This window comes from Helicobacter sp. (genome assembly GCF_029067145.1).
Taxonomy (GTDB): Bacteria; Campylobacterota; Campylobacteria; order Campylobacterales; family Helicobacteraceae; genus Helicobacter_D.
The window spans coordinates 1-12,166 of the sequence record NZ_JAIEFA010000050.1; the positions used below are offsets into that span (position 1 = coordinate 1).

Genomic DNA, 12,166 nt, shown 5'->3' on the forward strand with positions numbered 1-12,166 from the left:
CCCCCCCCCCCCCCCCCCCCCCCCCCCCCCCCCCCCCCCCCCCCCCCCCCCCCCCCCCCCCCCCCCCCCCCCCCAGATCAAGATTTTTTGCTTTATTATAAGCAGGAAAATGCTATTGATTTTGGCAGATTGTGCAAGATTATATGCAAGGAAATTTACAAGGCAAAAGCTTGCCAAATGAATGCTTGGCGCGTTCTGTTATTTTGATTGACATCAGGGGGAGTAAATATATTATAAAAGCCGATAAAGAATGGGATAAGAGAACTGAAAAGAGAATCTTACGCTGGATTCTTGGTGGCTTTTATTCTCGGCTTTTTTATCGTTTGGAAAATGCCCAAAAACTCGGCTGTGATTTGACAAATGAGATTTGTTTTGTTGCAGAAAGAATCCGCAAGTTTTGGTGGGCAAGAGAAGTATTGGAATCTTATATGATTTACAAATACATAGAAGGGACGCCTCTAAGTAGCTTTTCTAACCTTACTCCTTACCTCAAAGCAATGCAAAGCCTCATTGCTAAACTTCATTCTTATGGTTTGGCTTCGAATGATATTCGGAGTGAAAATTTTATCCTTAATTCTAGCGGGCAACTCAAAATCATAGACTTGTCTGATGTCGGATTTTTGCCTATTTGTCAAGCAAATGATTGGTTGGCTCTTAAACGATTCTATGGCATTGAGGCGACAAATAAAACATTCTTTTATTATTTGATAATGTGGAGAAATCTTTTTCGTGGTATTTTGCGAAAATTGCGGGGTAAAAACAACTAAGAGATTCCGCTACATTGCTTTATCGTAAAAAATTTATTCTCTATTTAGTATAATAGATTACAAACTATTTCAAAAATAAGCGAAAATGAAATTGCGAAAATTCTTGTATTTATACCTTGCCTTGTGGCTTGCTTTTCCCTGTATAGTAATTATTATATGGATAAAAGGCTACAATCTGTTGATTGGAACTTACGGGACAATATTTCTCATACAAGGCATATTAAACTGCATTGCGGCGGTTTGTGGAGTAACGCTTGCGTTTTTGCATTATCAAGAAACCAAAAGAGCACTGAAAAATAAAGTTATATTCGCGGTGATTGCCGCTGGTGTTGCCTTTTTATTGTTATGTGGGAGTTTCCTTTGTATCTTTCTTGATAGCACAGAGGAATACCATAGCTTCACTTCGCCAGATGGAATACATACCATTGTTGTTATGGAAAGAGCTTTCTTGATTTCTGGGCGAGTTGTTTTATATGAGTGGGTCAATCCATTTTTGATTTATCCAAAAGAACGCATTATCACCGATGATGGATACAGACCTATCTGTGCAGGGAAATATTCTCTTGTTTGGCAAGGGAATCTAGTAACACTATCTGTTGCCGATGGAGCCGGAGGGAACGAGACAATCTCGGTTGCATTGGATAAACGCCGATAAATCTAATAATATCCATCTAAATAAGAATAAAGGAGGTAAGAATCGTGGGGTTAGCTTATTTTTTTCTATTCCTTACGATATTGGGGCGGCTGGGATAGCAGTTGTTTTATTGAAAGTAGCGTGGAGAATTTGGGAAAAAGCGCGATTTAAATTTTTGGCAATTATCCCTTTGCTTTTGGGTGGTTACTGCGCTTTTGTAGTATTTTATTTGCTTGCAATGATTTGGAGAGAGGGATTTTATTCATTCTAAGGAGCTAATTGAATCGACGAGTTAAAAGTTGTGGGAGAAGAAAGCCTTAAGATTCTACTACGAGATTCTTAATGATGGATTTGCGGTTCAAATGCGTGAGAGCCCTCACCCAGCTCGCACAACTGCTTTGCAAGTCGTGCGCTAAAAAATTAATTTCCCGCAAGAACAAAAAGCCAACCACCGCGCCATTGCGAAAGCAAAGCCTGAAGCAATCCATAATATAGAATCTCGCAAGAACGCAAGGGCAGAAGCCCGCTTGCAATTTTTGTATTGGCTAGTTGCTTGTGCGGTAGCGGAATTGTCCTTTTTTGAGTACCATATCCATTCCGCCTATGCTATAAAGCCATTTGTTTTCAATCGTGTTTTTCATAAATGCTGCCATTTCACCTTTGACATTTTTGTGATAAACAATTCCTACGCCATCAGTATGTCCGATAGAACAAACCGTTCCACGATGATTGAATTTAAAAGAAAGCGCAAAAGGCTTGTTTTCTAGTCTCGCGCAGAGGAGTTCTGCGAGATAATCTCCCATTTGTGCAGAAAGTTGTGCAGTAGGTGCGTGGATAGCGTCTTTATCAGTGGCGATAGCGCAATCTCCTACGACATAAATATTTGGAAACTCCTCGCATTGTAATTGAGGATTGACTTTAATGCGTCCTTTTTTGTTTGGAATCTCGGATTTTTCTACGATGTCGCTTCCTTTGACGCCCGCACTCCAAATAATCGTATTGCCATAGACTTCTTGCTTTTGCCCCTCTTTTTCTACGATGACTTTACCCTCTTTGATTTCTTTAATTGTTGCGCTAGAGAGCAGTTCTACCCCAAGTGCTTTGAGTTTGGATTCTGCGGTTTGGACGAGATTTTCATTAAAAACAGGCAAGATATGAGGCGAACGCCCGATACAGGTAACTTTCGGAATCTTTCTATCAATGCCACAGATGAGGCAAAGCTCCTCTAGTTGCGTAGCGAGTTCTGCGGCAAATTCAATCCCTGTAAAGCCTGTGCCACATACAATAACTTGCAAATCTTTTGGGTTTTTGGTATGCACAAACTCTTTGAATTTGTTTTCAATGTTTTTTGTTAATTTTAATGCGGCGTTGAGTGAGGAGAGTTTGTAGGCATACTTATCTACTCCAGCGATTCCAAAATTATCGGGCTTGAAGCCAAGTCCGATGACTAAAATATCATAAGGATATTCTCCGCCATTGCCGATGACTTTATTTTCTTTTGGGCAAAGATTAGTGATTTTGTCTTTGATAAATTCCACTTTTTGTGGGTCTAAAATCTTGCGATAATAAATTCTTGCTTTTCGCGCACTTAATGTTCCAATTGCTACTTTATGTAACAAAGTTGTTTGGTAGTGATAGTCGTGTTTGCTAATCAAAGTGATTTTTGCACTCCCTTGATATTTTCTTTGAAGCCCTAAAGCGACTTTTAAACCACCATAACCCCCGCCAATAATTAAAATCCTTTTCGTTTCTTGTCCCATTTTGCGCTCCCTTATATAGACTTAAAAGGTTTATCTTAAAATATTAATGTTAATAGAATCCTAAAAGGTTAAAAATTATTTGATTTTTTAAGAAAAATATGAAGTTTTTGAGTCTTTATCGGTTTGACTGAATAATATTGAAAACAAAAGATAGAAATAGTCAAACTTTTAGCTATAATTAACCGCTTAATTTTATTGTAAAAAGGAAGAAAGAGTTGCAGAATTTCAAACGATATTCTTTAGTTGTTGTTATTATCTTAATGCTGTATTTTTTGGTTGTATTTCCAGAAATCGCACAAATTCTTGCCGGAGTTGCAATTTTGCTGATTGGTATGATGAACCTAAGCACAGGATTCAAGTCTTTTAGTGGAGGGCTCTTAGAAAAGATTTTGACCAAATCCACAGACACGCGCTTAAAAAGTATCGTATTTGGTGTGGTTACGACGATGCTTATGCAATCCTCCACCCTTGTTTCTGTGATTTCTATCTCTTTCCTCTCTGCAAGCTTGATTACGCTTGCGCAAGGAATCGGGATTATTTTTGGGGCAAATTTAGGTAATAGTGCGGGTTCTTGGCTGATTGTTGGATTAACAAGTATTAATATTTCTATTTTAGCGATTCCACTTATTGTGTGTGGAACGGTGCTAAACTTCCAAAAAGACAAAGTTTTTAAAGGAATCGGGCTCATCTTTGTAGGGCTTGGATTTTTCTTTTTAGGAGTAGATTATATTAAAGGCGGTTTTGAATCCTATAAGGAGATTATGGACCTTTCGCGTTTCAACTTTGATGGATTTAAAGGTGTCGTGATTTTTGTTGGGCTTGGTGCTTTGATGACAGGAATTGTGCAGAGTAGCCACGCAACTTTGGCGATTATTATTTCTGCATTAGTGAGTGGGCAGATTGGATTTGAAAACGCGCTAGCTGCTACTCTTGGGACAAGTGTTGGAGGTGTTGTAACAGCAGTGGTTGCAAGTTTGAGTGCAAATATCGAAGGAAAAAAGCTTGCGATTGCGAATTGTATTTTTAACTTCACGATTGCGATTATTGTCGTTGCGTTTTTCCCTTATTTTGTAAATTTGGTAAATATTGTAGCAGGTTTCTTGGGGCTTTCAGAGGACAATATCGCCCTTAAAACTGCACTTTTTCATACATTGTTTAACCTTGTGGGCGTGATTTTTATTTCTTTGTTTATCCGACAAATTGTGTATTTCTTGGATAAAACGATTAAAGCCCCACGCGATAGAGAAATGGACGCTCCTTTGTATTTGGACGAAAACCTCATAGAATACCCTGATACCGCCATTGACGCCTTGCAAAAAGAATCTATGCACCTATACAATAATGCTTATGCAATGATTGCGCACACGATTGGCTTCAACCGCAGCGATATTCGTGGCAAAGAAAGTTTTGATACGATTGTGAAAACAAAAAAATGGTTTAGCGGAAATGTGGATTTGGATTACCTCTATAAAAGAAAAATCAAAGTTTTGTTTGATGCGATTATGGAGTTTTCTACTAAAGCGCAAAGATATGTAGAAGATGAAGACAAAAACCGACGCATTTATTCCTTTAAGCTCGCGACACGCAATATTGCAGAAGCCACTAAAAACTTAAAGCTTATTCAAGCAAATATGAAAGTTTATTCTGTTTCGGCTAATCCTTATCTTGCGGGACAATACAACGCAATGCGTAAGGATTTGGGAGAACTTTTGCGTAGTATTGAGGAATTGAAGTTAATGAAAGATGAGAGTGCTTATGTGATTTTGAAGCAAATTAGGGCGGCAAAAGATATGCCAAAAGAATTTGACCAAAATATTATGAAAGATGTAGAGAATCTCATCGCAGAAGAGAAAATCAGCGCAACGAATGCGACTTCAATCCTTAATGATAGTTCCTTTGTCGCAGATATTGCAACAGGTTTAATGGAAGCAGTGGAAGTCATCTTTACCAAAGAAGAATGGTTAGAAACTGCTGAAGAGTCAGAAGCAGAACAAAACTAGGGAATCTCGCCTATTCTCTAGTTTTTGGCAATAAAATACTTAGGGTAATTCCTGCCAACAAAATAAATGCAATGGCATATAAACTCACAAGGGGAGGAATCTCAAACCCTATGCCAAACATATGATATAAGGCGTTACATAGGATTTTACCTGCAATGAAAAAGAGCAGGACAATCACGGCTTTTTCTAAATAGATTAAGTGTTGCTTCAATGCTTCAAGCACAAAATACAATGCCCTCAAGCCAAGTATAGCAAAAATCATTGCAGAATAAATAATCAATGGCTCTTGTGAGACTGCAATTACGGCTGGAACACTATCAAAGGCAAACATTATATCGCTGAATTCTATGACACACAAGCACAAGAAAAGAGGCGTTGCGATGATGAATCCTTTGTCTGAAAACTTGATATTTGGATTCTCTTGCAGCTTAAGCGCAAGTGTTTTTCTGCTAATAAAAAATGAATGTCCAACAATTTTTGGAAAAACTGAACAATATTTATACACAAGTTTATAGGCTAAATGGCTAGAGTAATCCTCTATTTCTTCATTATTATCACCCTTTCTAAGCATTACAAATGCAGTCCAAAGGATAATTACACCAAAGACAAGCTGCACCCACGAAGCGAGTAAAAACAAGCTACTTCCGATTGCAACAAAGATGAGGCGAAAGATGATTGCACCAATGATTCCAAAATACAATACTCTGTGTCTATATTCTTGGGGAATCTTGAACCAAGAAAAGATAGCCATAATGACAAAAAGATTATCCACAGACAAGGATTTTTCTAAGATATAGCCTGCGAAAAATAAAGAAGCCATTTCTTCGCCGTGTTCATAATACACAAATAAACCAAAGAGAATAGAGATAAAAATCCAAAAAATAGACCAAATACCAGCAGATTTCAAACTCATAGTTTTGTCTTTGTGTCCTAGAAAATCAATGCAAAGTGAAATGATGACGAAGATTGTAAAGACAGCAATCGTATGTATGGGGAATCCTAAATGACTCATTGAATCTCCTAAGAGAAATTTTTATCATAAAACTGCTATGATATTTTAAGTTACAAAAATAAATATTTGGTAAATGTGTTTGCAAGGACAATCTAGTTTTTAAGTGTAGCTTTATTATGACGCTTTTATAATTTTATACTTTAACTTTTTAGGATATTTATGCGGATTTTGTTTTGTTATTTGATTTTTTGTGCTCAATTGTGGAGCAATGATGTTGGAAATACTTTAAAATCTTTAAGTTTAACTCCAAAAGCACAAGAAAGTTTAAAAAGTGCAATGGCGGAATTTTATGCCGAGAAACACGCCTATCAGAAAAATAATTCTCGCATTCGGAATCGCTTACTGCTAGATTTAAAAAGTGGTGTGGAAGTGGATTTGAAGCAATACGAGGAATCTTTTAAAGAAGTGGGGGAGGAATACATTAAAGCAAGAATTGCTTTTTATATTTCTGTTGCAGAGATTTTGGATACAGAGACTATGGATAAGTTTTTGGAAAAGATTTGGGAGTGGTAAATGTATAGGATTTTAATCGTAGAAGATGATTTGGAAATGCAGAAACTCTTGGTGGATTATTTGCGTCAAAGTGGTATGGAAGTCGTGGCGACAGATAGTCCCAATACCGCGTTAGAATGGATAAAAAGTAAAGGCGGATTCCATCTTGCAGTGTTGGATATTATGCTACCTGAAATGGACGGCTTGGAGTTGTGTCAAAAAATGCGAAAAATTAGTGATATTCCTATTATTATGTCCTCTGCGCGAGCAGATATTAGCAGCAAGATTTTAGGGTTTGAGCGAGGAGCAGATGATTATTTGGCAAAATCTTATGAACCCATTGAGCTTGTTGCGCGTATCAATGCACTATTGAAACGTTGTTCTCAAAACAAAAGCATAAAATATGGGGATTTAGAAATAGATGTGGATAGACACAAGGTAAATGTTGCAGGTTACAATGTGGAGCTTACACCTGCGGAATTTGAGATTTTAAACTTACTAATTGCACATAGAGGCAAGCCTTATTCACGAGAGTCTTTAGCGCAAGCGATTTCTAGTATTGCTCCAGATTCCTCTTTACGAAGCATTGATACACATATTAGGAATCTGCGCGTAAAGCTAGGAGATAATGCAAAAACACCTAAATATATTCAATCCATTTGGGGAATTGGTTATAAATTTTGTGATTAAGTTCTAAATCAATGGAGTGAGAGGATTAAATGAGAGGTAAATTAAGGATTCCGAATCTTATTCCCCCGCTTTTTGTTCAAATTTATTTTTTATTTTTTGTTTCTCTTTGCACCACAGGCGCAATTGTGTATTTCATAAATATGAATGGTTTAAAAATTAATGAGGAAGCGATTCTTTCTCAAACAACTTTTTTAGCGCAACAATCGTTAATAGAATTTATTGGCGGCAATACTGCGTACTTGCGAGAGATTGTGCAAAATAATGATTACAAAATCGTGCGTCAGATTCCAGAGAATGCAGTCGTATTATTAGAAAGCCAAGATTCTTTTGCCAAGATTAAAATTTTTAAACTCCAAAGCCATTATGGTTTTCATTTGGAATATTTGGGAATGACTTTTGTTGCTTTGAAAGACTATAAAAACACATTGTCTGCGGATAGTGGCTTGAATATTTGGATTCTTTTAGACTTTTTGATGCAGCTTCTTACTTTTACTATTATTTTAGCATTACTCCACCCGTTAAAAATCTTGCAAAGTGCATTGCAAGATTTTACTAAGGGAAATTATAAGATTAAGGTTCCTGTGCCAAAAGAGCCACAGCAAGCGGAATTGGCTTGGAGTTTTAATGCAATGAGTGAGAAAATTTCCAAATTAATGATTGCACGAGAATTTGTGCTAAGGAATATCGGACACGAGCTAAAAACGCCAATCTCTAAAGCAAAACTTGCTTTGGAAATGATGCCAGAAAATCCTCAAAAAGAGCTTGTAACAAGGTGTATAAGCAATTTGGATAATTTAACCAGTCAGATTCTAACCTTTGAAAAAATCCAAGAGGGTGGAGATTTGTTTGTGTGGAGTTCATTTGATGCAGAAACATTGATTTTAGAGACTTTGACACATTTGTTTGTAGAGGAAGAGGAATTAGAGATTGAAATTAAAGAAAATTTTAAAATCTATGGGGATTTGCAGTTTTTGTCCATTGCATTAAAAAATTTGATTGAAAATGCAAAAAAATATAAAAGCGGTGGGAAAATTATTGTCCAAGTAGGATTAGAAAAAAGGCTTGATGAGGGCACGACTTGGGGCTTGCCCTTAGGAATAGATGAATTTTTTGCGGTAAATGTTTGTAATGTTGGTGTGCCATTGAAGCAGCCAATTTCTTATTACTTTGAACCTTTTTCACGCGAGGATTCGCATACGCTAATTCAGGGTTATGGGCTAGGTTTAGGGATTTTAAAGGGTATTTTGGAGTTGCACCATTTGGGATTTGGGTATGTCTATGAAATCATAGAAGCACAAGAAAAAGAAAAAACCAAAATAGGAAAACATCATTTTAAAGTGATGTTTCCAAAAGGAGTAAAGTCGTGGAAATAATAGGAATTGATTTGGGTAGCAATTCTTTGCGTGGAGTAAGAATGCAAGTTAGCAAGAAAGAATCGCAAAAGGATTTTATAATCCTCAATGAATATGATACGACGGTGCGCACAGCGGAGGGGCTAGAGGATAGCGGAGAAATTTGTGAAGCAGCAAAAGAAAGAATCATTCAAGGTTTGCTTGAAATGAAACGCGCCTTAGCAATCACTCCGCAGCAAAAAGTCGTTGCGCTGACAACGCAAGCAATGCGCAAAGCGCGCAATCGTGAGAAAATTTTGCAAGAGATTTGGGAGCGCACGCAGATTCAATTTCGCGTGATTTCAGGAGAGCAAGAAGCGCAAATTACTTCCCTTGCTCCAAAAATTGCTGTGCAAAGAATCGCAAGGGAGAATCCAAAATACAGGCAAGATTGTTTTTTGCTTGTAGATATGGGAGGAGCGAGTAGTGAGTTTGTTCTTTGCGGAGAGAATGAGAATCTAGCAAGAAGTTTTGAGATTGGAATCGTGAGTGCAAAGGAGCATTATAAAAGTGTGGAAAATTTGTTGGCGCACAAAGAGGAGTTTTTGCAGCCGATTCTTTCCTTTATGCAAGAATGCGTGCAAAAGGGGAGAAAAGCGCGTTTTATGATGGCAAATAGTGGCACGCCCACAATGGTATGTGCTTTTAAGTTAGGGCTTATAGAATACAATGCAAGAGCGATTTTTGGCACAGAATTGACAAGAGAGGATTTTTCTATGGAATTGGCGAAATTCTTGGCACTTTCTCAAGAATCACAAGTCGGTCTTGTCGGAATGTATAAAGCCGATGTTGTACCTTTTGGAATCGCTTTATTTACTTGCTTTATGGAGGCTTTGGGATTCCAAGAATGTTTGGTGGTTGATGAGGGTCTGCGTGAAGGTGCTGTGATAGCACATACACTTGGGCTTTTAGATTGAAAAATGATAAACCCAAAATCCTTTAGGATTCTTTATCTAGTCCATTGAGCACAGGAACAAAAATACAATGCTCTAATTCTTGCTTTTCGCTTAAGATTCCATTGCGTTTAACAAAGCGCGTGATGACTTGTGCGTTATTTATTTCTAATGGTGCAACGAGGATTCCACCTTCGCTTAATTGTGCAATAAGACTTTGAGGAATCTCTCTAATAGAAGCAGAAAGTAGAATCCTATCATAAGGTGCGTAGGCACTCCAGCCATTTTGTCCATCGTCTAGCTTGGTATTGATATTTGCAATATCGCACAATTTAATCCGCGCCCTTGCTTCTAAAAGCAATTTTTCAATCCTTTCAATGCTGAAAACGCGGCGAATAAGCCTGCTTAAAATAGCGGCTTGATAGCCGCTTCCACAGCCAATTTCTAGTACAGAATCCGCGCCCTCGCATTGTAAATATTCTGTCATTTTTGCAACCGTGAGCGGAGAACTAATCCACTGACTCGCTCCCATAGGAAGCGCGTCAAGTGTGTAAGCAAGGTGTGCAAAACCATTGGGAACGAAAATTTCACGATTAATGCTTAAAAATGCTTTTTCAACCGATGGGCTAATGCGGAATCTCTTAGAGATTTCTAGCACCATATTTGCGGTTTTTAAGGATTGCATGGAGTTTTACTAAGCCCAATATCAATAAATTTGCGTGCTTGCGTGATTTCGTTAAAATTCGCGCGCAAAGAAATCACTTCTTGTTCATCGTCTTTGGTCGCATAGCCAAAAGGAGAAATAATCGCGCTTCCTTTAGCACAAGTGTCATTTGCGCCACTGCTTGCGATTACGAAGCTTTGTGTCGTGATTGCCAATGCTTTGGAAAGCGTTTCAAAATTGTCTTTGCGCTCTTTGCCCCATTGTGCAGGGACAAAAATCAAATCACAACCTTTCACCCTCTCCCAAAGCTCAATAAAGCGCAATTCAAAGCAGTTGATTGCACCACATAGAATCCCATCAATCTCAAAGGGCGCAATTTCCTCTATATCCCCGCTTTGGAAATGCAAATGCTCGTTGCCTAAAGGAAAAAGCTTGTGTTTGCTTTGTTTGTGGAGCAATTCGCCTTTGTAAAAGACTTTTAAGTTATTATAAAATCCATTGCGATATTTTTCAATCATTGTAATCACGATTGCCCTGTCGCTACAAAGGCGCAAGAGCGATTCTGTCGCGACTTTTGCAAACTCGGCTGCCTCGTCCATTCTCTGATAGCAGAAGTTTGTCAAGCAAACCTCTGGTGCTAAAATAATAGAATCGCTTTCGCAGTTTAAAATAAGATTCTTTAAATGCGTCAAATTGTCTTCAAAGTTTTGCTTTGTTTTAAGTTGTAAAGTGTAAAGTGGCTTAGAAATCATCAAAATTTATACTCCCTTTTGCGTAATTTGTTACATTTCCTTCAAAGAAATTTGTTTTTTGTTCATTGAATGAACTAAAAGAATCCACCCATTTAATAGGGTGTTTGGCGTTATAGAGTGGAGGCAAACCCACGCGTTTTAATCTATCATCGGCAAGATAGCGAATATATTCGTGGATAATCTCACTTGTAAGCCCTAGAATTTGTCCTTGTGTGATATAATCTCCCCAAGCAGATTCTACTTTCACCGCCTCTCTAAACATTTCAATCACTTCTTCAATCAAGTCTTTAGTAAAAAGTTGCGGCATTTCTTTTCGTAGCGAGTTAATCATATTTTGGAATAACAATAAATGCGTTACTTCATCGCGTTGGATAAAGCGAATCATTTGCGCACTTCCTAACATCTTTCCACCTCTTGCAAGTGTGTAGAAAAAGGTAAAACCACTATAAAAATAGATTCCCTCTAAAATTTGATTGGCAAACATTGCTTTAAGAAGTGTTGGCTCAAGTGGATTGAGTGCTAATTCTTCATACACATTGGCAATATAATCATTTTTTGCTTTTAATTTCGCATCACTGCGCCACATTTCATAGATTTCATCGGTATTTGCTGAAATAGATTCTACCATTACAGCATAACTTTGTGAATGCAAGGCTTCTTCAAAGGCTTGACGCACCAAGATAAGATTGATTTCTGGGCTTGTAATATAGGGATTAACATTGTCAATGAGGTTATTTGTCTGCAAAGAATCCATAAAAATAAGTTGTGCTAAGGCTCTATCATAACCGATTTTTTCTTCTGGAGTTAAGCCATCAGCATAATCGCGTTTATCTTGCGTCATATTGACTTCTTCGGGAAACCAAGAATTTGCAAGCATTACTTTCCAAAGATTATAAGCCCATTGGTATTTGATTTTATTTAGCTCAAAAATACTAGTGGGATTGCCCCCAAAAATTTTGCGTTCATTAACGCTTTCTTGGGAGTTTGGATTATAGATTTTTTTGCGGTTTATCATAAAACTACCTTAAGAAAACATAAAATATTAAGTATAAAATAAAAGTAGAAATTATAAAATTTTAAAGCTTTAAAACTTATCAATTATATATAAAGA

Annotated in this window: 14 protein-coding genes; 8 read left to right on the top strand and 6 right to left on the bottom strand. The window is 37.5% G+C overall.

Features of this window, described 5'->3' with window-relative positions; genetic code table 11:
* From K2N75_RS05330 to K2N75_RS05340, 3 genes are all read left to right on the top strand, one after another.
* Window positions 1-207, top strand: a 207-nt coding sequence (locus K2N75_RS05330) for a hypothetical protein (RefSeq protein WP_300120127.1), incomplete at its 5' end; no start/stop codon positions are given.
* Complete coding sequence (locus tag K2N75_RS05335) at window positions 171-767, top strand: lipopolysaccharide core heptose(II) kinase RfaY (RefSeq protein WP_297681250.1); 597 nt, start codon at window positions 171-173, stop codon at window positions 765-767. The genes K2N75_RS05330 and K2N75_RS05335, both read left to right, overlap by 37 nt.
* 178 nt (window positions 768-945) lie before the next feature.
* Window positions 946-1,422 carry a hypothetical protein gene (locus tag K2N75_RS05340; RefSeq protein ID WP_297681248.1) on the top strand — a complete coding sequence of 159 codons (477 nt, stop codon included), beginning with the start codon at window positions 946-948 and terminating at the stop codon, window positions 1,420-1,422.
* Window positions 1,423-1,718: 296 nt separating this feature from the next.
* Here the strand turns inward: K2N75_RS05340 and K2N75_RS05345 are convergent, their stop codons facing one another.
* Together K2N75_RS05345 and K2N75_RS05350 are read right to left on the bottom strand one after the other, a co-directional pair.
* On the bottom strand, window positions 1,719-1,889 hold the full coding sequence (locus tag K2N75_RS05345) for a hypothetical protein (protein ID WP_297681246.1): 171 nt from the start codon (window positions 1,887-1,889) through the stop codon (window positions 1,719-1,721).
* 57 nt (window positions 1,890-1,946) lie between these two features.
* Entirely contained in the window at window positions 1,947-3,161 is a 1,215-nt protein-coding gene (locus K2N75_RS05350) for an NAD(P)/FAD-dependent oxidoreductase (protein WP_297681243.1), read from the bottom strand.
* Between the two features lie 260 nt (window positions 3,162-3,421).
* Between K2N75_RS05350 and K2N75_RS05355 the strand changes: the two genes are divergently transcribed.
* Entirely contained in the window at window positions 3,422-5,161 is a 1,740-nt protein-coding gene (locus tag K2N75_RS05355; RefSeq protein ID WP_297681254.1) for a Na/Pi symporter, read from the top strand.
* Between the two features lie 10 nt (window positions 5,162-5,171).
* Here K2N75_RS05355 and K2N75_RS05360 read toward each other — a convergent pair whose 3' ends face one another.
* The gene (locus K2N75_RS05360; protein ID WP_297681241.1) at window positions 5,172-6,173 is read right to left on the bottom strand and encodes a TerC/Alx family metal homeostasis membrane protein; all 1,002 of its coding nucleotides are present in this window, start codon (window positions 6,171-6,173) and stop codon (window positions 5,172-5,174) included.
* 159 nt (window positions 6,174-6,332) lie between these two features.
* On the opposite strand from K2N75_RS05360, the gene K2N75_RS05365 reads away from it, so the two are divergent.
* From K2N75_RS05365 to K2N75_RS05380, 4 genes are read left to right on the top strand one after another with little or no spacing between them, the layout of a single operon-like run.
* Window positions 6,333-6,686: a hypothetical protein gene (locus K2N75_RS05365; RefSeq protein ID WP_297681239.1), complete on the top strand. Its 354-nt coding sequence runs from the start codon at window positions 6,333-6,335 to the stop codon at window positions 6,684-6,686.
* The gene (locus tag K2N75_RS05370; RefSeq protein ID WP_297681237.1) at window positions 6,687-7,355 is read left to right on the top strand and encodes a response regulator transcription factor; all 669 of its coding nucleotides are present in this window, start codon (window positions 6,687-6,689) and stop codon (window positions 7,353-7,355) included.
* 29 nt (window positions 7,356-7,384) lie between these two features.
* Window positions 7,385-8,728: a histidine kinase dimerization/phospho-acceptor domain-containing protein gene (locus K2N75_RS05375; protein WP_297681235.1), complete on the top strand. Its 1,344-nt coding sequence runs from the start codon at window positions 7,385-7,387 to the stop codon at window positions 8,726-8,728.
* A complete protein-coding gene (locus K2N75_RS05380) occupies window positions 8,719-9,663 on the top strand; it encodes a phosphatase (RefSeq protein WP_297681234.1) in 945 nt (314 codons plus the stop codon). Before K2N75_RS05375 ends, K2N75_RS05380 begins: the two co-directional genes overlap by 10 nt.
* Before the next feature lie 22 nt (window positions 9,664-9,685).
* On the opposite strand, the gene K2N75_RS05385 is transcribed toward K2N75_RS05380, so the two are convergent.
* Genes K2N75_RS05385 through K2N75_RS05395 form a run of 3 tightly spaced genes read right to left on the bottom strand, consistent with a single transcriptional unit; the run spans window position 9,686 to window position 12,070 of the window.
* The gene (locus tag K2N75_RS05385; RefSeq protein ID WP_297681232.1) at window positions 9,686-10,324 is read right to left on the bottom strand and encodes a protein-L-isoaspartate(D-aspartate) O-methyltransferase; all 639 of its coding nucleotides are present in this window, start codon (window positions 10,322-10,324) and stop codon (window positions 9,686-9,688) included.
* Window positions 10,312-11,055, bottom strand: coding sequence for a carbon-nitrogen hydrolase family protein (locus K2N75_RS05390; RefSeq protein WP_297681252.1), 744 nt, complete (start codon window positions 11,053-11,055; stop codon window positions 10,312-10,314). Before K2N75_RS05390 ends, K2N75_RS05385 begins: the two co-directional genes overlap by 13 nt.
* Window positions 11,045-12,070, bottom strand: coding sequence for a ribonucleotide-diphosphate reductase subunit beta (locus tag K2N75_RS05395; RefSeq protein WP_297681230.1), 1,026 nt, complete (start codon window positions 12,068-12,070; stop codon window positions 11,045-11,047). The genes K2N75_RS05390 and K2N75_RS05395 overlap by 11 nt, the downstream gene beginning before the upstream one ends.
* Window positions 12,071-12,166: the final 96 nt, after the last annotated feature.

Excerpts from the sequence above, each read along its gene's own strand:
- K2N75_RS05360 (WP_297681241.1), bottom strand. The coding sequence starts at position 6,173 with ATGAGTCATTTAGGATTCCCCATACATACGATTGCTGTCTTTACAATC.
- K2N75_RS05370 (WP_297681237.1), top strand. The coding sequence starts at position 6,687 with ATGTATAGGATTTTAATCGTAGAAGATGATTTGGAAATGCAGAAACTC.
- K2N75_RS05395 (WP_297681230.1), bottom strand. The coding sequence starts at position 12,070 with ATGATAAACCGCAAAAAAATCTATAATCCAAACTCCCAAGAAAGCGTT.
- K2N75_RS05350 (WP_297681243.1), bottom strand. The coding sequence starts at position 3,161 with ATGGGACAAGAAACGAAAAGGATTTTAATTATTGGCGGGGGTTATGGT.
- K2N75_RS05345 (WP_297681246.1), bottom strand. The coding sequence starts at position 1,889 with ATGGATTGCTTCAGGCTTTGCTTTCGCAATGGCGCGGTGGTTGGCTTT.
- K2N75_RS05385 (WP_297681232.1), bottom strand. The coding sequence starts at position 10,324 with ATGCAATCCTTAAAAACCGCAAATATGGTGCTAGAAATCTCTAAGAGA.
- K2N75_RS05365 (WP_297681239.1), top strand. The coding sequence starts at position 6,333 with ATGCGGATTTTGTTTTGTTATTTGATTTTTTGTGCTCAATTGTGGAGC.
- K2N75_RS05390 (WP_297681252.1), bottom strand. The coding sequence starts at position 11,055 with ATGATTTCTAAGCCACTTTACACTTTACAACTTAAAACAAAGCAAAAC.
- K2N75_RS05355 (WP_297681254.1), top strand. The coding sequence starts at position 3,422 with ATGCTGTATTTTTTGGTTGTATTTCCAGAAATCGCACAAATTCTTGCC.
- K2N75_RS05375 (WP_297681235.1), top strand. The coding sequence starts at position 7,385 with ATGAGAGGTAAATTAAGGATTCCGAATCTTATTCCCCCGCTTTTTGTT.